The sequence below is a fragment of the Olivibacter jilunii genome, from assembly GCF_900607235.1.
Lineage (GTDB): Bacteria > Bacteroidota > Bacteroidia > Sphingobacteriales > Sphingobacteriaceae > Olivibacter > Olivibacter oleidegradans.
Window position 1 is genome coordinate 366,136 of the sequence record NZ_LR027852.1, and the last position, 17,123, is coordinate 383,258.

The 17,123-nt window shown below is 42.7% G+C and carries 18 protein-coding genes; 12 read left to right on the plus strand and 6 right to left on the minus strand.

The annotated features are described in order from the left end of the window. Positions 1 to 54 precede the first annotated feature (54 nt). A complete protein-coding gene (locus tag E0E36_RS17735) occupies positions 55 to 642 on the minus strand; it encodes a Crp/Fnr family transcriptional regulator (protein ID WP_013665883.1) in 588 nt (195 codons plus the stop codon). Between the two features lie 39 nt (positions 643 to 681). Between E0E36_RS17735 and E0E36_RS17740 the strand changes: the two genes are divergently transcribed. From E0E36_RS17740 to E0E36_RS17790, 11 genes are all read left to right on the plus strand, one after another. Then, positions 682 to 1,242 carry an NADPH-dependent FMN reductase gene (locus tag E0E36_RS17740; RefSeq protein WP_013665884.1) on the plus strand — a complete coding sequence of 187 codons (561 nt, stop codon included), beginning with the start codon at positions 682 to 684 and terminating at the stop codon, positions 1,240 to 1,242. 264 nt (positions 1,243 to 1,506) lie between these two features. Next, complete coding sequence (locus tag E0E36_RS17745; protein WP_013665885.1) at positions 1,507 to 2,280, plus strand: DeoR/GlpR family DNA-binding transcription regulator; 774 nt, start codon at positions 1,507 to 1,509, stop codon at positions 2,278 to 2,280. Positions 2,281 to 2,313: 33 nt separating this feature from the next. Next, the gene (locus E0E36_RS17750; RefSeq protein ID WP_130857131.1) at positions 2,314 to 3,732 is read left to right on the plus strand and encodes an L-fucose/L-arabinose isomerase family protein; all 1,419 of its coding nucleotides are present in this window, start codon (positions 2,314 to 2,316) and stop codon (positions 3,730 to 3,732) included. A gap of 11 nt (positions 3,733 to 3,743) precedes the next feature. Then, positions 3,744 to 4,553 carry a transketolase gene (locus tag E0E36_RS17755; protein WP_130857132.1) on the plus strand — a complete coding sequence of 270 codons (810 nt, stop codon included), beginning with the start codon at positions 3,744 to 3,746 and terminating at the stop codon, positions 4,551 to 4,553. 5 nt (positions 4,554 to 4,558) lie between these two features. Next, positions 4,559 to 5,533: a transketolase family protein gene (locus E0E36_RS17760; RefSeq protein ID WP_013665888.1), complete on the plus strand. Its 975-nt coding sequence runs from the start codon at positions 4,559 to 4,561 to the stop codon at positions 5,531 to 5,533. Positions 5,534 to 5,579: 46 nt separating this feature from the next. Further along, positions 5,580 to 6,521 carry a D-ribose ABC transporter substrate-binding protein gene (locus E0E36_RS17765; RefSeq protein ID WP_130857133.1) on the plus strand — a complete coding sequence of 314 codons (942 nt, stop codon included), beginning with the start codon at positions 5,580 to 5,582 and terminating at the stop codon, positions 6,519 to 6,521. Continuing rightward, the gene (locus E0E36_RS17770) at positions 6,502 to 7,176 is read left to right on the plus strand and encodes a DUF2291 family protein (RefSeq protein ID WP_130857134.1); all 675 of its coding nucleotides are present in this window, start codon (positions 6,502 to 6,504) and stop codon (positions 7,174 to 7,176) included. The genes E0E36_RS17765 and E0E36_RS17770 overlap by 20 nt, the downstream gene beginning before the upstream one ends. Continuing rightward, the gene (locus E0E36_RS17775) at positions 7,160 to 8,665 is read left to right on the plus strand and encodes a sugar ABC transporter ATP-binding protein (RefSeq protein ID WP_130857135.1); all 1,506 of its coding nucleotides are present in this window, start codon (positions 7,160 to 7,162) and stop codon (positions 8,663 to 8,665) included. The genes E0E36_RS17770 and E0E36_RS17775 overlap by 17 nt, the downstream gene beginning before the upstream one ends. 15 nt (positions 8,666 to 8,680) lie before the next feature. Beyond that, positions 8,681 to 9,649 (plus strand): ABC transporter permease, encoded by a 969-nt coding sequence (locus E0E36_RS17780; RefSeq protein WP_013665892.1) that lies wholly within the window; start codon positions 8,681 to 8,683, stop codon positions 9,647 to 9,649. A gap of 1 nt (position 9,650) precedes the next feature. Continuing rightward, on the plus strand, positions 9,651 to 11,144 hold the full coding sequence (locus tag E0E36_RS17785) for an FGGY family carbohydrate kinase (protein WP_130857136.1): 1,494 nt from the start codon (positions 9,651 to 9,653) through the stop codon (positions 11,142 to 11,144). Positions 11,145 to 11,244: 100 nt separating this feature from the next. Beyond that, positions 11,245 to 12,030, plus strand: coding sequence for a DUF1223 domain-containing protein (locus E0E36_RS17790; RefSeq protein WP_130857137.1), 786 nt, complete (start codon positions 11,245 to 11,247; stop codon positions 12,028 to 12,030). 103 nt (positions 12,031 to 12,133) lie between these two features. Here E0E36_RS17790 and E0E36_RS17795 read toward each other — a convergent pair whose 3' ends face one another. Next, the gene (locus tag E0E36_RS17795; protein ID WP_130857138.1) at positions 12,134 to 12,730 is read right to left on the minus strand and encodes an FMN-dependent NADH-azoreductase; all 597 of its coding nucleotides are present in this window, start codon (positions 12,728 to 12,730) and stop codon (positions 12,134 to 12,136) included. Between the two features lie 46 nt (positions 12,731 to 12,776). On the opposite strand from E0E36_RS17795, the gene E0E36_RS17800 reads away from it, so the two are divergent. Continuing rightward, on the plus strand, positions 12,777 to 13,217 hold the full coding sequence (locus E0E36_RS17800) for a winged helix-turn-helix transcriptional regulator (protein WP_130857139.1): 441 nt from the start codon (positions 12,777 to 12,779) through the stop codon (positions 13,215 to 13,217). Here E0E36_RS17800 and E0E36_RS17805 read toward each other — a convergent pair. The 4 genes from E0E36_RS17805 to E0E36_RS17820 all read right to left on the minus strand — a co-directional run bounded on the left by E0E36_RS17805 (position 13,214) and on the right by E0E36_RS17820 (position 17,119). Continuing rightward, the gene (locus E0E36_RS17805) at positions 13,214 to 14,443 is read right to left on the minus strand and encodes an MFS transporter (protein ID WP_130857140.1); all 1,230 of its coding nucleotides are present in this window, start codon (positions 14,441 to 14,443) and stop codon (positions 13,214 to 13,216) included. The two genes, E0E36_RS17800 and E0E36_RS17805, sit on opposite strands and share 4 nt — an antisense overlap. 5 nt (positions 14,444 to 14,448) lie before the next feature. After that, positions 14,449 to 14,688 carry a hypothetical protein gene (locus tag E0E36_RS17810; protein ID WP_130857141.1) on the minus strand — a complete coding sequence of 80 codons (240 nt, stop codon included), beginning with the start codon at positions 14,686 to 14,688 and terminating at the stop codon, positions 14,449 to 14,451. A gap of 11 nt (positions 14,689 to 14,699) precedes the next feature. Then, positions 14,700 to 15,290 carry a TetR/AcrR family transcriptional regulator gene (locus E0E36_RS17815; RefSeq protein ID WP_130857142.1) on the minus strand — a complete coding sequence of 197 codons (591 nt, stop codon included), beginning with the start codon at positions 15,288 to 15,290 and terminating at the stop codon, positions 14,700 to 14,702. A 152-nt stretch (positions 15,291 to 15,442) separates the two neighbouring features. After that, positions 15,443 to 17,119 (minus strand): RagB/SusD family nutrient uptake outer membrane protein, encoded by a 1,677-nt coding sequence (locus E0E36_RS17820; RefSeq protein ID WP_130857143.1) that lies wholly within the window; start codon positions 17,117 to 17,119, stop codon positions 15,443 to 15,445. Positions 17,120 to 17,123 lie beyond the last annotated feature (4 nt).

Genomic DNA, 17,123 nt, shown 5'->3' on the forward strand with positions numbered 1-17,123 from the left:
TACAGGTGTCTTGAGGCGAAAAAATTGACCTATGGTAAGAAAGATCGCTTTGGTTTAAACACGACTATTACGCCTGGCCAACTCTTTGCGTACCCGGCTTAATGATTCGGGTGTGATGCCAAGGTAGGAGGCAATCATGATTTGCGATATGCGCAAAGTCAATTTGGGATAGAGCCGTATAAAGTCCAGGTATCTTTCTTCGGCGGTTGCAGCTAAAAGCTGGTTGATGCGACGTTGCATATAACGAATGCTATTGTGCAGAAGATAAATATGATATTTTCCGAATTCGGGACAAATTTCAGTAGCATGCTCCATGAAATTTTTGGTAACAATCACTACCTGTGTCTCTTCCAACACATCAATGTTGAATGCTGCCGGCTCATGAAAATAAAAACTATTGCGATCACCAAGCCACCAATCTTCAGGAGCAAATTGGATCGTATGTTCCTTGCCCTGGCTGTCGAGCGTGTAGGCCCGAAGCAATCCACTGCATACAAAATAGCCAAGGCCTGTTGATTCCCCTTCCCTTAAAAGAATTTTTCCTTTTTGATAGGTTTTTTCTTTTAATTCCTGCTTCAAAACGCTAATTTGTTCTCCTGTTAGAGGCGTATGGCGTTTGAGATAATTTTCGAAAGCTTGCATGTGCCAATTTAGTAATTTTATACATCATCGAAAAAAGCCATGGCAAAAATTGTTCTCCTCTCAGCCAGTATCAGACAAGGTCGAAATAGTCACCGGGTTGCCCTCTATTTTAAAAATTATATCGAAAGCAATCAGTTGGCAGATGTAGAGATGGTCGATCTTGATATTTATGATTTTCCGCTGTTTGAAGAGCGTTTACGCTTCTTAAAGAATCCGTCCGAAAAGATTTTGGATTTTGCAGCAAAAATAAGGGAAGCAGAGGGCGTTTTGCTGGTTACTCCGGAGTATAATGGAGGATATCCGGCTAGTCTAAAGAACGTAATCGATCTGCTATATGATGAATGGCGTAAAAAACCTATTGCGCTAGCTACGGCATCGGCCGGTAATTTCGGCGGTGCACAGGTCATGACATCCCTGGTGTTCAGTCTATGGAAGATCGGCTCCATACTTGTACCAGCTATGTTTCCGGTTGCCAAAGTGCAGGAAGCTTTTAATGAACAGGGTGAACCGTTGGACAAAGCGCAAACAGATAAAAGAGCGCATACTTTCGTGAGCGAATTGCTGTGGTTTATCGAAGCAAAAAAAAGAATGCATAACTAAGGAAGCGGAAAACATAAATCGCTTATTACAAGGTAAGATAAACTTTGCTTGCTACAAGCAGGCAAGGTTTTATTGTTATTAATGAAGTGTAGTTGTCCAATTGCTGCACTAGTATTGGCCATGACCTATAACCTATAACTGAAAGCCTACAACTCAAGCAATCTTTCGTTTTCGAAAATAAAAGCCTTTCAATTTTTATTATGATTTTTTATAATCTTTGTTTATTTTTGATTTCGAAAATAAAACAAAAATAAACGAAAGCATATGTCAGAAACGGTAATGCCTAACCAACGAAGGGAAAAGATAATCGAGTTGCTTAAGGAAGACGGTTTTGCCAAAGTGATTAATCTGGCAAAAATCTTCAAAGTAACCGAAGTTACGATTCGGCAGGATTTGGAGAAGCTTGAAAAAGAGGGCGCTCTGGTTCGGGAACATGGAGGGGCTTATTTGAAAAATATAGAAGATAAAGTAAGAACCTTATCACTTAGTAACCAAGACAACCTAGATAAAAAGGAAAAGATAGCGAGTAAATGTATTGAATATATTGAGAGTGGTGACAGCATTATTCTTGATTCCGGTTCAACCACAACGGAAATTGCCAAGAAGTTGAAGGGTTTTAAGAACCTTACCGTTATTACCAATGCCCTGAACATAGCCATGATGCTCGGGACCGAACCGGGTATTGACTTAATTGTTACAGGAGGTGAATTTAAACCACCTACCTTGTCGCTTACCGGACAAAAGGCGGCTGATTTTTTTCAGGGTATTTATGTGCAGAAACTTTTTCTTGCTACAGCCGGACTCTCGTTGAAGGCTGGTTTGACCTATCCCAGTATCAGCGATATTGTAGTGAAAAAAGCAATGATTGATGCCGCGGAAATAACGTATTTGGTGGCAGATTCAACAAAAATCGGAAAAAGCTCTTTTGCCAGCCTTGGTGCATTATCCTTAGTGGATTATGTCATTACAGACTCTGATATCAATGAGCGTGACAAGAAGGTGTTTGAAGAAAATGATATCGAAATTCTACTTGCTTAAAGCATAAACTAAACTAACATATAAACATTCGATATGAATAATAAGGGGACTTTAGGCGTTATTATCGGAAACCGCGATTTTTTTCCGGATAAATTGGTTTCGGAAGCACGCCTTGAGATTATGGAACAGCTCGAAAGGTTGCACATAAATTACGTCGTGCTGGACGAATTTCAGACAAAATTAGGAGGCGTGGAAACTTTTAAAGATGCCCAACGATGCGCCGAACTGTTTAGGAGACATGCTTCGGAAATAGTGGGCATATTAATGGTATTGCCTAATTTTGGTGATGAACGTGGTGTGGCCGAAACCCTAAAATTGGCTGGTTTGGATGTCCCTGTTTTAGTACAGGCCTATCCGGATGAATTGAACAAATTGGACCTTGCCAGGCGACGTGATTCATGGTGTGGGAAGATTTCGGTATGCAATAATCTATATCAATATGGAATAAAATACACCCTTACGAATCAACATGTGTTGCATCCAAAGGATCCCGCTTTTGCTCAGGAAGTGCTTGATTTTTTAGCCGTCTGTCGTGTGGTAGGTGGATTGAAACGTTTAAGGATTGGTGCTGTGGGAGCTAGGCCTGGCGGGTTCAATACGGTTCGGTATAGCGAAAAGCTTTTACAGCGCCATGGTATTTCAGTCATTACCGTCGACTTATCCGAGATCTTAGGTAGAGCCAATCGTTTGACTAAAGAGGATGCATCGGTAAAAGAGCATCTCGACAGAATTAACGCTTACGCTTCACAAGGGAAAACCCCTGATGAAGCAATGATACAGATTGCCAAGCTGGATGTGGTATTAAATCAGTTTATGGTAGAACATGATTTGGACGCTACAGCAATCCAGTGTTGGACGTCGCTTCAAACAAACTATGGCTGTAATGTATGTACCAGCATGAGCATCATGAGTGAAAACATGCTACCAAGTGCCTGTGAGGTGGACGTGACGGGAACATTAAGCATGTATGCGATGCAGTTGGCTTCGAGCTCGCCGAGTGCTTTGGTCGACTGGAATAATAACTATGCCGATGATGCCAATAAATGTGTGCTTTTCCATTGTGGTAATTGGGCAAAGTCATTCCTGCCTGACGTTGAAATTAGCAATGCCCCCATTTTAGGTACTTCCGTTGGTGTCGAAAATACGTATGGAGCGCTCGACGGTCGCACGCCGGCTTCTCCTTTGACGTATGGACGTATTAGTACGGATGATCCTAAAGGCATCATCAAAGCATATATTGGAGAAGGAACGCTTACAGACGACCCTTTGAATACTTTTGGAAATCGTGCGGTAGCACAGATTCCGGACTTACAGCGTTTGATGCAATACGTGTGTCGTAACGGTTTTGAGCATCATGTGGTTATGAATGCCTCCAACACGGCGGGCATCTTGAAAGAAGCCTTGGGGAATTATATGGGCTGGGAAGTTTATCAACACTGTCCCGAAAATTAAATCGTAAAGTTATGATAGTAAGTGAATTAATTGCGAAGTCAAAGGAGTATCGTCAAAAGATTTTAAAATATATAGTGGGCGCAAATGCCGGTCATACGGGAGGGAGCCTATCATGCATTGATATTCTAAATGTACTGTATAACGTGGTGTTAAATGTTAGTCCGGACAACTTTGAATCGCCTGATCGAGATCGCTATATTCAGAGTAAAGGGCATTGTGTAGAAGCCCTATTTGTAGTATTGGCCGATAAAGGTTTTTTTTCGGAAGGCGATTTAAATACACTATGCCGTTACCAATCACACTATATAGGACATCCTACCCGTAAGGTAAATGGCGTAGAACAAAATACGGGGGCACTTGGACACGGTTTGCCGATTAGTGTCGGCACTGCATTGGCAGCAAAAATGGATGAAAAAAATTACCGGGTATTTACCTTATTGGGTGATGGCGAATTGCCTGAGGGATCCAATTGGGAAGCAGCCCTGACGGCAGCACACTATAAGCTTGATAATCTATGTGCCATTCTAGATAAGAATAATTTACAAATTACCGGATCGACAGCGGACGTTTGTAACACCGATCCCGTGGATCTGAAATTCGAAAGCTTCGGTTGGGCGGTTAAACATGTGGATGGCCACGATTTAGCGGCAATAAAAGATGCATTGGAAAGTGTACCTTTTGAGGTAGGAAAGCCTAGTATGCTTATCGCTCATACGGTGAAAGGCAAAGGTGTGAGTTTCATGGAGCATAATATTAGCTGGCATCATGGTGTTCCGAATGAGGAGCAATATGCGCAAGCAGTAGCGGAACTAAGTGCATAAACATTATGGGAAATGTATTAACAGACGATTTGCAGGTTACCAAACCGAATTTGGAAGTGTTTTCTGCGACTTTGCAGCATTTGGCAACGGGCGACCGCAATGTCGTAGTGATTACCAGCGATTCCAGGGGGTCAGGTAAGCTTGTGCCTTTCGGTAAAAAATATCCGACCCAAATGGTAGAGGTCGGCATTGCTGAACAGAATTTGGTTGGGGTAGCTGCAGGTTTGGCTTCTACGGGTAAAAAGGCTTTTGCGGTGTCTCCCGCTTGCTTTCTAACGGCAAGAGCCTTGGAACAGATTAAAAATGATGTCGCATATTCGGATAATCCGGTGCGCCTCATCGGTATCAGTGCGGGTGTCAGTTATGGAGCTTTGGGCTCCACTCACCACAGCTTACACGATTTTGCAGCACTTAGAGCCATTAACAACTTGAAAATTGTGGCACCGGCTGATAATTATGAAACGGAACAAGCTATTTTGCAAGCTTATCACCTGGATCAGCCCATCTATCTGCGTTTTGGAAAGAAACCTATGCCTTTGCTGACAGAGGATTCAACTGACAGCTTCACTTTAGGAAAGGGTAGGGTTGTTAGAAGGGGACAAGATTTGGCTTTTATCGCTACGGGGGAAACTGTTTATCCGGCTTTAATGGCCGCGCAAAAACTGAAGAGCGAGCGGAACTTGGATATTGCCGTGGTAAGTATGCATACCATAAAGCCATTAGATACCGAATTGCTGCAATACTTTGCAGCAAATGCAAAGGCGATTGTGACGGTAGAAGAGCATAGTATAAACGGAGGACTTGGGGAAGCCTGCGCATCTTTTCTTCTACAACACGATTATCGAAAACCTTTTAAAATTGTTGGGATACCGGATGAATATACCGTCACCGGATCACAAATTGAGATTTTTAATCATTACGGTATTTCGGAAGTAGGTTTAGCGGATGCCGCTTTAACCCTACTGAACACGATGACATAAGAAACACCTTATACATCGGCATTTATAAACTAACACAAACCATTTTATGAACCATCTAAAAGTATGGGCCTTATTGCTGCTGCTATGTTTTGGTTGCGGTGGTAGGAATAAAGATAACCAAAAGAAGCAAATCGCGATCGTAGTTTCTACGCTCAATAATCCATGGTTTGTCTTTTTGGCAGAATCTGCCGCGGAAAAAGCACAAGCTTTGGGTTATACCGCTAAGATTTTCGATTCTCAAAATAATACAGCTTTAGAAACGGATCATTTTGAAAATGCAATAGCCGCCGGCTTTGATGCTATTTTGTTTAATCCCACGGATGCGGAAGGCTCTGTCGTAAATGCAACAAAGGCAATGGAAGCCAGCATCCCGGTTTTTTGCATGGACCGGGAGATTAACTCGCGATCTGCAGCCACTTCACAGATCCTATCGGATAGCTATGCGGCCTGTGTACAATTGGGTGAATTATTTGCCAACGATTTGGAGCGACGGGGGAATTATGCGGAAATATTGGGTATTGTTTCGGATAACAATACCTGGAATCGCTCCAAAGGTTTCCATAGCGTAGTGGATAATTTCCCCAATTTGAAAATGGTAGCTCAACAGAGCGCTGATTTTGACCGCAATAAAGCCATGGAAGTAATGGAATCTATTTTACAGGGACATCCGGATATTAAGGGTGTTTTTTGTGGAAATGATGCCATGGCAATGGGCGCTTATCAAGCAACGGTCGCAGCGGGAAAGCAAGATCAGATAAAAATATATGGCTTCGACGGTGCCGAAGATGCCGTACATGCAGTTGCAGATGGCCGTATACAGGCTACCGCCATGCAATTTCCTAAAGTAATCGCTGAGAAAGCGGCTAAGTTTGCAGATGCTTACTTCAAAGGAGAGCGGACATTTCGTAAGAAGCTACCGATTGCAGTGGATGTTGTGACGCAGGAAAATATCAACCAATATATTGCTTATGGCAAAAAAACTAAGTAATATGATGAAGCGCGGACTTAAATATGTATTCATGGCCCTTATAGGTGCCACTTTGATTTACCATTCTGTTTACTTCAAAAGCCTTCAGAGGGTTAAGGCAAGTGTCAAGGATCTTAATATTGATAGTTATGCTAAGAATTACTTGTTTAAGCTTATTCCTAACGCCAAGTCTGAATTTGTGGATATTACTCTGCTTCGTAGGGCGCTGGTGGAAAATGCTTCGCAAGCCTTTGCAAGCTATTCTCATGCAGTAAGCGATGGAGACCTTCGCTATTTTATGGTGACAGGCGCCGGTGTGGTTGTGCAAACGGACTCCGATTATATATGGAGCCGAAGTGACACAAAGCCAGCCATTAAGCTAGCGACAAAATACATATACGGAACGGCAGCAAGAGACGCAGCTGGCTTGATAGCGGTAGACTCTTTTGATAATACGATGGTGTTCAATGAGCTCTCTGAAAAGATTAATGAGTTAGTTCGTAAGGAGATAGTGCCTATCTCGGAGAACTTCAAGCCCGGCGATAGCCTTCGATTTACAGGTGCCCTTGGTTTAAGCACAAAAGCTCCGCAACTAACAGAAGCAACTATTATTCCTCTACAGCTGGAACGATTGGAAACTAACGATAAAAAGGATCAAGATGTTAGAGACCGTTAATATTACCAAGAGATTTGCAGGAGTAACTGCGCTTAATAATGTTAACCTTCAGTTGATGCCGGGGAAAGTTACTGCACTTATCGGTGAAAATGGAGCTGGGAAGTCGACGCTTATGAAAATACTGTCAGGTGTATATACCTCCTACGAGGGGCAGGTTGTATACAAGGGGCGTGAAATGCATTTTGCAAATCCAAAGGAAGCGCAGAATAGCGGCATCGCTATCATTCATCAAGAACTTAATTTGATTCCGGACCTTTCGATTTTCGAAAATATTTATTTGGGAAGAGAGCTTATCGACACTTGGGGGTTTGTTGATCGGAAGACCATGCGTAAGCAAACCCAAAGTCTACTGCAAAGATTGAAACTTGATCTTAGTGTGGATTGCCTCATACGCGATTTGAAGGTTGGACAACAACAAGTGGTAGAAATTGCCAAAGCTTTACTGACAGATGCCGATGTCTTGATTATGGATGAACCAACCTCGGCTATCAGTGAACAGGAAGTGGACGTGCTTTTTGATATTATTGAAAGACTTCGAAGTGAAGGTAAAACGATTGTCTATATCTCTCATAAATTGGATGAATTGTTCAAAATAGCAGATGCTTACATCGTGTTACGTGACGGTTGTGTGGTTGAAAGTGGCGATATATGTAACGTGAATCATGATGTATTGATCAGTAAAATGGTGGGTAGGGATATTCAATTATTGAAAGTAGGAACCAGGGCCCTGGCTGAAGAGGTAGTGTTAAAAGTTGATAATCTGTGTTTGTATGATGTCCATTCGAAACAACGCCTCGTCGTCGATCATGCTTCTTTTCAAGTTCATCGGGGTGAAATATTAGGTCTGTTCGGTTTAATGGGAGCAGGTAGAACGGAACTGCTGGAAACTATCATCGGTATGCATGACACCCGTAAAAGCGGCGAGATTCTGATGGACGGGCAGACGCTTCGTTTAAAATCTCCTCAGCAAGCCATACAGGCAGGGATCGTTTTAGTACCCGAAGATCGGAAGAAAAATGGTTTGGTTTTAGGTCTTGACATTAAAACAAATGTCAGTCTCAGTCGACTGCAGGAAGTGAGCGAGTTCGGCTTTATCAATAAGAGAAAGGACTTAAGTCTGGCACAGCACTATGTCGATTCCTTAAAGATCAAGTGTTCTTCGCCCACCCAACAAACAAAAAATCTCAGCGGAGGGAATCAACAAAAAGTGGTGCTAGCCCGATGCCTTGTAACTAAACCCCGTGTATTGTTATTAGATGAGCCCACACGAGGTATTGACCCCCACGCTAAAAACGAAATATATAAACTGATCTTAAGTTTAGCCGAACAAGGGATGGCCATTGTGGTTGTCTCCTCTGAACTACCGGAAATTCTGTGTCTATCAGATCGAGTGATGGTAATGAGCGAAGGCCGATTAACTGCCACTTTTCAAGCCGCGGAAGCTAATGAAGATAATATATTAAAGGCAGCCATTCCGAAAACTATCTAATTTAAAAAGAGAAAAATGATTCACCAGCGTATCAAAATCGCCAAATTTCAATCGCTTATTGCACTGGTACTAATGTGTGTAATATTGTCTTTCCTCTCCGATAAATTTCTTACACCTGCCAATGGATGGAATGTGCTGCGACAAATTTCAGTTAATATTTGTATTTCTGTAGGAATGACCCTGATAATTTTAACAGCCGGTATTGATCTATCCGTGGGTTCAATTTTAGCTTTTAGCGGCGCAGTTGTAGCCGGTCTGTTGAAGTTTGGAATAGAAATGCCTTCTTATGATCTCTATGTGGGATTTACACTTTTAGGTGGCGTATTATCCGGGTTGTTGGTGGGAGCTGCCTTAGGGGCTTTTAACGGCTTGGTAATTACGAAATTCAAAGTACCACCTTTTGTAGCGACCTTGGCTATGTTAACTATTGCAAGGGGCTTTACCATGCTTTGGACCAAGGGGTATCCAATTTCTTCTTTGGGTAAGGAATTTGCCTATATCGGTACCGGTTGGTTTTTAGGTGTGCCCGTTCTTGTTTGGATTGCAGCACTGATTGTGATTGGAGCGATCATATTGACGAACCGAACGGCCTTTGGTAAATACATTTATGCCATTGGCGGTAATGAGAATGCTGCGAGGTTATCGGGAATTAATATCAACAGGGTGAAAATTTGGGTGTACACCTTGGCTGGAATTTTAGCAGCGATAGGAGGTATTATGGTGACGTCGCGTTTAAATTCGGCCCAACCGAATGCCGGCTTAAGTTATGAGCTGGATTCCATTGCAGCTGTAGTCATTGGTGGTACTTCGCTCGCCGGAGGAAGGGGCACGATCGCAGGGACGGTACTGGGAGCGATGATAATCGGTATATTGAATAATGGCTTGGTACTGATGGATGTTTCGCCCTTTTGGCAACAAGTCGTAAAAGGCGCAGTTATCCTCTTAGCAGTTATGATTGACAAAGCAAATCATAAAGAAGAATAACATGACAGCAAGTTCTTGTATTTTAGCGATCGATCAAGGCACTAGCGGTACGAAGTCGCTTGTTTTTGACAGTAAAGGGAACATTTGTGCAGAAGCAACAATCCCCTTAAAAACAAGTTATTTTGGCGAGGGCTTTGTAGAGCAGCATCCGGAAGATATTTATAAAAATGTTTTACAGTCTGTTCGTGCTTGTTTGCAGCAGTATCAATCTACCGGTGCCTCTTTGTCGGCGATCGTTTCCTGTGGCATTTCCAATCAACGCGAAACCTTTCTTCTTTGGGACGAATTTGGTTCACCTTTGTGCAACGCGGTGGTATGGCAATGTAAGCGATCGGTTGATGTTTGTTATGAGATGCAAAGTCTGGATTTAGGTAATGTTATACATGATAAAACGGGTTTATTCATTGATCCTTATTTTTCAGGCACTAAACTGATTTGGTTATACCGCAATAATCCCGAAATCCAAAAGGCTATTAAGGCGGGTAAAGCTTATTTTGGGACGGTTGATACATGGTTGCTCTATCGTTTAACTAAAGGAGAGGCTTATCTTACCGATTATACCAATGCTTCGCGTACCTTGTTATTTAACTTAAATACACTGAGCTGGGATCGGGAATTAATCGCTCTTTTTGGCTTGGAGGGCATCCGATTGCCAGAGGTTAAACCTTCGTCCTATGCATTCGGATCGAGTCATTTTGAAGGATTGTTCAAACGAGCACTTCCTGTCCAGGCAATGATTGGTGATTCGCATGCCGCCGCTTTTGGAGAGGCATGCATCTATCCGGGTACCGCCAAAGCCACTTTAGGTACAGGTTGTTCGATTCTATTCAACGTAGGAACCGAGCGCCGAAATTCTAATTCCGGAATGGTTTCAACCATCTGCTGGAGTACGGAGGATCGGGTGGACTATGCGTTGGAGGGTATTATCGTATCCTGCGCCTCACCTTTGGCATGGTTAAAAACGGAACTTGGGTTGCTTACTGATTTCGCGGAGGCGGAAAACATGGCAACATCGGTAACTGACAACAATGGCGTTTACCTAATACCCGCTTTTAGCGGTTTAGGCGCTCCTTTCTGGGATATGAACAGAAAAGCCTCTTTGGAAGGTTTAACGTTTTCGAGCAATAAGAACCATATCGTGCGTGCAGCGTTGGAGTCCATTGCCTACCAAATACAAGATGTGTTATCTGCCATGAAACAAGACACGGGTATTCCTATTCAAGAACTTATGGTGAACGGAGGTGCAAGTAGCAATAACTTCGTTGTGCAGTTTTTAAGTGATTTACTGGAGGCAAAAGTCATCAGGAACGAAAATAAAAATGTATCCGCTTTCGGTGCCGGTTTTCTGGCAGGCCTCAAGGCGAACATTTTTCCTGACCTGGATAGCGTTCAATCTCTTTATCATCGGCATCCTATTGCGAAGACTACGCAAGTAGCAAAGGTAGCCGAAGCTTATCGTGGATGGCAACGATTTATACATGCGACAAAGTCCTGATTTTGTCTAGTTCATCGTTGACTTTGTCCAATTCACGAGATTCGTTCTTATCTCAGTTGCTAACATTATCTACTTTTAACCTATATCAAAAATATAGGTTATGAACACATTAAAAATAATTGCTTCTGCCGCGGGCTTGGCAGTTTTATTGGTGACAACTGCCGCATTTATCGACTTCAGGTATGAAAAGGAAATAAAAAAAATACAATCGCCCAAAAATGAAGGAGGTTTTGCCGTTGTTGAGCTATTTACTTCTGAAGGTTGTTCAAGTTGCCCTCCCGCCGATGAATTGATGGAAAAAATCCAAGCGGAAAATGAAAACAAACAGCTATACATTTTAGCTTTTCATGTGGATTATTGGGATCATCAAGGTTGGAAAGACCGATTTAGCGATCATGAATTTTCACTTAGGCAAAAGCAATATGCCAATTGGATGAAGCTCCAAACTATTTATACCCCACAGGTGATTGTGAATGGCTCAGAGGAAATGATCGGCTCGGAAGCAGGTGCCGTATTCAATGCAATCAAACGGCAATTAGCACAAAAGGCTTCATCGTCCCTTCGTTTAAGTTGCAAAATACAAAATAAAAAGGCGGTAATACATTATCAAGGTGTCGCTGACCAAGAAGAGGCCGAATTGGTACTTACACTTGTTCAACAATCAACAGCCAGTAGTGTAAAAGCTGGCGAGAATGCAGGTCGAAACCTGACACATGTACAGGTAGTAAGGAAATTAGCACGTAAAAGCTTAAATGGAAAAAAAGAGATTGTATTTTATTTACCTGACGATTTCAATGAAAAAGGATGGGAACTGGTTGGATTTGTGCAAAACCTCCGGAACGGTCATATTTCACAAGCAGCGCGTTTTGATTTAGATGAGAAATGAAAAAATTGTCACACCATTAAAATAATGACAAAGTAAAGCCGGCCATTTCTTTGATGAAACAGCTGGCTTTGTTTTTTGGGTTTTTGAACCTCGAAAAAATAACTCAGATTGCTAATGTATCTACGGCCTTTTCAAAAGCATTTTCTTGTATACCAGGAATAGCAACACCCTCAACACGATAAGTGGTGATGTCATCTAGGCCAATAAAATTGAGCGCCTTCGTGAGGTAGGGCTCGGTAAAATCAAAAGACCGCATCGGTCCTTCAGCATATATGCCACCGGAAGAAATGGCTAAATAGACTTTTTTACCTATTAGCAATCCTTCAGGCCCTTCAGCTCCGTATTTGAAGGTAACACCTGCGCGCATAACATGGTCGAGCCAAGCTTTTAAAGTGGAATGTATACCAAAATTATACATAGGAGCGCCTATAACGATGATGTCGGCTTTTTGCAGCTCGGCAATGGCCTCATCCGAATGTTTGATTGCAGTGGCCTGTGCTTCGGTCCTTTTGGACGGCTCGGTCATGAAGGCATGGAGATGCGCCTCTTCTAAATGTGGAAAGTGCGTCTCTGTTAAGTTATGTACTTTTACATTGCTGCCCGGATACTTAGCAGAAAGCCTTGTCACAATTTCATTTCCAAGTTTGATACTGAAAGAGTCCTTGCCTCTAGGACTAGAGATAATATGTAATATATTCATCGTTTTAAATTTTTTCAAAAGTAAGCAGTGGTACTTTCAAAAAGATATGACTATACCAAAGGATAGTGCTATCCTTTGGTATAGTCGCAATTGCTATCTTTGTTTTATGGAAGATCACGTATACACTAAACAAACGTGCACTGAAAATATTCAGGCAGTTAGAGATGCTTTATATGTACTGAATGGAAAGTGGAAATTGTTGGTGATTATTGCGCTGACGGAGGGGGCTACACGCTTTACAGAAATCGAAAAGTCAATCGGTGAAATTACGCCAAAGGTACTTTCGAAAGAATTAAGAGAGCTGGAACTGAATGAGTTTATAGAAAGAAAGGTGCTGAATACCGTACCTGTGCAAATCCACTACGAGTTGACATCACACAGTGATTCATTGAAAGAAGTAATTAACTCCCTAGCTATTTGGGGTAAACAGCACAGGGAATACATACAAAATAAAAGAAAGCTCATGCAATCGAATAAGAGCGTCTAGCTGCTTTTACGCATCACGATGCGTTTAACTAGATAAAGCAATAGCAACGATATGCAACTAACACAGGCAACGACGATTCCTACATAATTGTATCCTGCCAATACACTATCTTTACCTGCCTGGCTTACCAACATGCCTGCGATGGTGGCGCCAACGCCACCTGCGATCTGCTGCAAGGAAGAGTTTATGCTCATAAAGGCACCGCGATCTTTCTGCTCAGGTACGGCACTAACAAGTGCGGTAGAGGGTACCATACGGCCTATTACGGTAGTAGTGATGAGCACGTTGAAGACAAGCACCACCCAAAATGGTGTGGGGCCAAGTTGCGTATAAAAGATACTCATGAACATCAGACCAATACTGGCGATCGCAAATAACTTGTATTTATCAATCCGGTCACTTAATTTTCCTAAAGCAGGCATCATCACCAGCGAAAAGCAGCCCGAAACCATGAAAAGGACAGGAAGTTGTTCGTGCGAAATACCTAGATTATTAACTGCAAAAACAGTGGCGTAGGGCATCAGCATAAAGCCACCTATCGACAGCAGTGCCGTAGCTGCCATGCCAATACGATAATCTCCATTGGCAATTGTTCGGTAAAGGTGCACGAGTGAGTTTTCCTTGCTCTGCAAGGCAAGGTGTTCAGTAACCGGCCGCAGCCAGCAGGCAATGGCAATAACGATAAGTATGGCCAATACGGAGATCATAAAGAAAGGCATTTCCCAGCCCCACCTATTTGCTATGAACAGGCCGATGGGAATACCCAACACTTGACTGGCACCGAAACCCATTTGTACAACTCCCATGACACGACCACGTTTCTCCAAGGTAAAAAGGTCCGTAATAATAGCCATGGAAATGGCACCAATAACACCGCCAAATAAACCGGTAATAACACGCGCGGCTACTAAGGTGAAGAGTGTATTGGCTAAACCACAAAGGAGTGTTCCGATGACAAAACCAATGTAGAAAAACAGCAGTAGCTTTTTACGATCGTATTTATCAGCAAATCCTGCCGTGAGAAGGCCTGATGCGCCTGCGCTAAAAGCATAGGCCGAGACAGCCAGTGCAAAGGAATTGGCTCTAATGTCCATGGCTTTGATCAACATATCGCCTAGAGGCGACATGACCATAAAATCGAGTATAATGGTGAACTGTGTAAAAGCCAGTATTAAGATTACCAATCGTTCGTAGGGTGTAAAGGGTGCTTTTTTTTCCGTTTGCATTTGTGCTAGCTTAGTATTTCGCATTCAAAACCACATCCATGTACCAACTCCATAATATCGTCGGAGGAAAGGGTAGGACTCACTACCCGTAAGACATAATCTTCGTCGCTTAAATCAACCGACCAAGTTTCTATGGTTCCTAGCTGATCAAGCACTCGAGCAACTTTATGCTTGCAGTTGCTATCTTCAATGCTTGTTTTGAATATAAGTACGTGTTCAAATTTTTGCATAATGATATCACTCATATTTGGGAAGTCTATTTTTTAAATGCCTTCACTACCAATTCAAAAGCTTGCCAGAGCATTTCCTCTTTTAAAGTAAAGGGACGACCGTTTAAACTTACACCATCATTATGGAATTTCACGAGCCCATATAAAGGACCAAAGGCGACCGACCAATAGACTTCCAGCGGAAGATTTGGAATGTCTCCTCGATCGACAGCATGCTGAACGAAGGCGCCCAAAATAGGCTCGGCTTTCTCTGTGAAAGCTCCCATGAAACGGTTATAATACAAAGTACTTCTAATTTGTTCGAAAAATAAGCTAAGGGTCTGATTATTGAGCATTTGCCAATAGCGATTCGCCCATTGTGTCCTCAAGCCTTGCTCAAAAGGAGCGTCCGGATCCAAGCCCCGTACAAGATCGTCGGCCATTGTCTCGCCCTGTTCCGCCGCTAGTCTGCTGATCAGATCATCTTTATCCTTATAGTAGATGTAAATAGTAGCGACAGAAATCTTACACTCCTTCGCCAGCTTATTTATACTAAAGTAATCCAATCCGCCCTTTCCGATCAGTTCTATTGCTTTTTGCTTTACCAGTTGCTCTTTTTCTATATCCCTATTTCTCATGTGGTATACATAATGGCTGCAAATATAAGTGAATATTCATTTATTTATAAATTTTATTTTGGTTGTTTTGAGATTAGGATAATGAAAGCAATAGACGGGATTGATGTAAAAAAGGGCAATACAGACCCATAAGGTCCGTATTGCCCTTTTTTTTAATTATAGCCGGGGTTTTGAGGAAAACTGGATGATCCACCTTCTGTTCGATCTATCTGATCTTGTGGAATGGGGCGTAAAACATGATAGTCCTTGATGTTTTTTCCGCCGTCGGGGTTGTAAGCTTGTACCCGTGTTACCAATTGATGCGTTCTTACCAAATCATACCAGCGAAGTTGCTCACCCAGCAATTCTCTGCCACGTTCTTCCAGTATGAAATCAATATTCAGGTCGGCGGCGGTAATTAGCATTGCTTGACGATGGGTTGCATCCTCGGCTTCATCCGTGCTATTGTACGCGGCCCTTGCTCGGACCATATTCATGTAAGTAACCGCCTTATCCATGTCTCCACTGTACATAAAAGCTTCCGCCGCGATCAAGCAGGTTTCAGCAAGCCGAAATGCTAGAAAGTCGCGAGAGCCGAACTCATAATTAATATCCGGGCGTTGTGGATCTAAAAATTTAGTTAATGTCGGGTATAGTTTCTTGGTATACGACTGTGGCTCGATAACCATGAAGTTTTTCGAGGCCTTTACCACAGGATCCAGCTGGTAGCCTGGTAGCCAGATAGCGGTATCTCCCAAGGCGTAAGTTACTTGTTTCCCGTTTACATTATAGGTGCCTGGTTTACTGCAATAGAATACATCCTTAAAGCTTTTTTTATAGCGTGTGTCATTCACGCGATCGGCAAACAAAACATCAAGTGTGTAATTAGTTGGCATAAAGCGTTTCCAAGGTTGCCCATCCTGTATATTCCTGTTCATTCCCGGTAAAACGTCATATTCCATGAGGAAATACCGGTGTGCGGAATTTCCTGTTCCGTCGGCGTCCGCATCTGCACCATTCGTGATGGCATTTTTAGTATATTGAACCGCCCATATGACTTCCTCATTTCGCTCGCCGGCTCCTTGCTCAAAAACAGCAGCAAAATCTTCCAGTAAGTGAAAATTATAGCCAGTAATTACTTGTTCAGCCAGGACGGCCGCATCTCGGTAATCACTGTCTTTTGCTGCTTCAGAGCTTGCTCGGGTAAGTAATACCCGAGCAAGCAAATGTTCGGCAGCGGGTTTTGTAGCTCGACCATAATCGGTTTGTTCGGCCGGCAGATTTTGAATAGCAGCTCTTAGATCATCTTCTATCAATTGATAAATATCAGTGAGCGGAGCACGTGATGCCGTTGTTGTTGCTTCTTTCGTTTCGCTGGTTGTAAGATGGACGGAACCGTACTGTTGCACCAATGTGAAATAATAGTAGGCCCTGAGAAATTGTGCTTCACTCCTGCGGATATTACGTTGTTCTTCCGGCATATCCGCAACATCGGGGGCGCGATCAATTACGGCATTACAGGTATTGATACCGACATATAAATTGTTCCATAAGTCGCGCACGTAGGTCGTACGGGGGTCAAATTGGGATGTATACTCATTGATGAATTTGTAAGAGCCGTCAGAACCCATCGTATAGGTATCCGTTCCGAAAACAGTCATTGTCATGCCCAGCTCATTAGCGTGGAAAGTCCGAAGGGTAGAATAAGCCGCTTTAACGCCGTCTTCAAGCCCTTCGGGTGTTGAAAGGTATTCATCGCTAACTTGCGAACGGATTTCCTCATCCAGCATGCGCTTGCAAGAGGTACATAGGGCAAGCGTCAATATAGATAGCATTAATATTGTTCTCATGTTG

What these genes read in the sequence shown, in the direction of transcription:
- E0E36_RS17735 (WP_013665883.1), bottom strand. Translation starts at nt 642, where the DNA reads ATGCAAGCTTTCGAAAATTATCTCAAACGCCATACGCCTCTAACAGGA.
- E0E36_RS17740 (WP_013665884.1), top strand. Translation starts at nt 682, where the DNA reads ATGGCAAAAATTGTTCTCCTCTCAGCCAGTATCAGACAAGGTCGAAAT.
- E0E36_RS17745 (WP_013665885.1), top strand. Translation starts at nt 1,507, where the DNA reads ATGTCAGAAACGGTAATGCCTAACCAACGAAGGGAAAAGATAATCGAG.
- E0E36_RS17750 (WP_130857131.1), top strand. Translation starts at nt 2,314, where the DNA reads ATGAATAATAAGGGGACTTTAGGCGTTATTATCGGAAACCGCGATTTT.
- E0E36_RS17755 (WP_130857132.1), top strand. Translation starts at nt 3,744, where the DNA reads ATGATAGTAAGTGAATTAATTGCGAAGTCAAAGGAGTATCGTCAAAAG.
- E0E36_RS17760 (WP_013665888.1), top strand. Translation starts at nt 4,559, where the DNA reads ATGGGAAATGTATTAACAGACGATTTGCAGGTTACCAAACCGAATTTG.
- E0E36_RS17765 (WP_130857133.1), top strand. Translation starts at nt 5,580, where the DNA reads ATGAACCATCTAAAAGTATGGGCCTTATTGCTGCTGCTATGTTTTGGT.
- E0E36_RS17770 (WP_130857134.1), top strand. Translation starts at nt 6,502, where the DNA reads ATGGCAAAAAAACTAAGTAATATGATGAAGCGCGGACTTAAATATGTA.
- E0E36_RS17775 (WP_130857135.1), top strand. Translation starts at nt 7,160, where the DNA reads ATGTTAGAGACCGTTAATATTACCAAGAGATTTGCAGGAGTAACTGCG.
- E0E36_RS17780 (WP_013665892.1), top strand. Translation starts at nt 8,681, where the DNA reads ATGATTCACCAGCGTATCAAAATCGCCAAATTTCAATCGCTTATTGCA.
- E0E36_RS17785 (WP_130857136.1), top strand. Translation starts at nt 9,651, where the DNA reads ATGACAGCAAGTTCTTGTATTTTAGCGATCGATCAAGGCACTAGCGGT.
- E0E36_RS17790 (WP_130857137.1), top strand. Translation starts at nt 11,245, where the DNA reads ATGAACACATTAAAAATAATTGCTTCTGCCGCGGGCTTGGCAGTTTTA.
- E0E36_RS17795 (WP_130857138.1), bottom strand. Translation starts at nt 12,730, where the DNA reads ATGAATATATTACATATTATCTCTAGTCCTAGAGGCAAGGACTCTTTC.
- E0E36_RS17800 (WP_130857139.1), top strand. Translation starts at nt 12,777, where the DNA reads ATGACTATACCAAAGGATAGTGCTATCCTTTGGTATAGTCGCAATTGC.
- E0E36_RS17805 (WP_130857140.1), bottom strand. Translation starts at nt 14,443, where the DNA reads ATGCAAACGGAAAAAAAAGCACCCTTTACACCCTACGAACGATTGGTA.
- E0E36_RS17810 (WP_130857141.1), bottom strand. Translation starts at nt 14,688, where the DNA reads ATGAGTGATATCATTATGCAAAAATTTGAACACGTACTTATATTCAAA.
- E0E36_RS17815 (WP_130857142.1), bottom strand. Translation starts at nt 15,290, where the DNA reads ATGAGAAATAGGGATATAGAAAAAGAGCAACTGGTAAAGCAAAAAGCA.
- E0E36_RS17820 (WP_130857143.1), bottom strand. Translation starts at nt 17,119, where the DNA reads ATGAGAACAATATTAATGCTATCTATATTGACGCTTGCCCTATGTACC.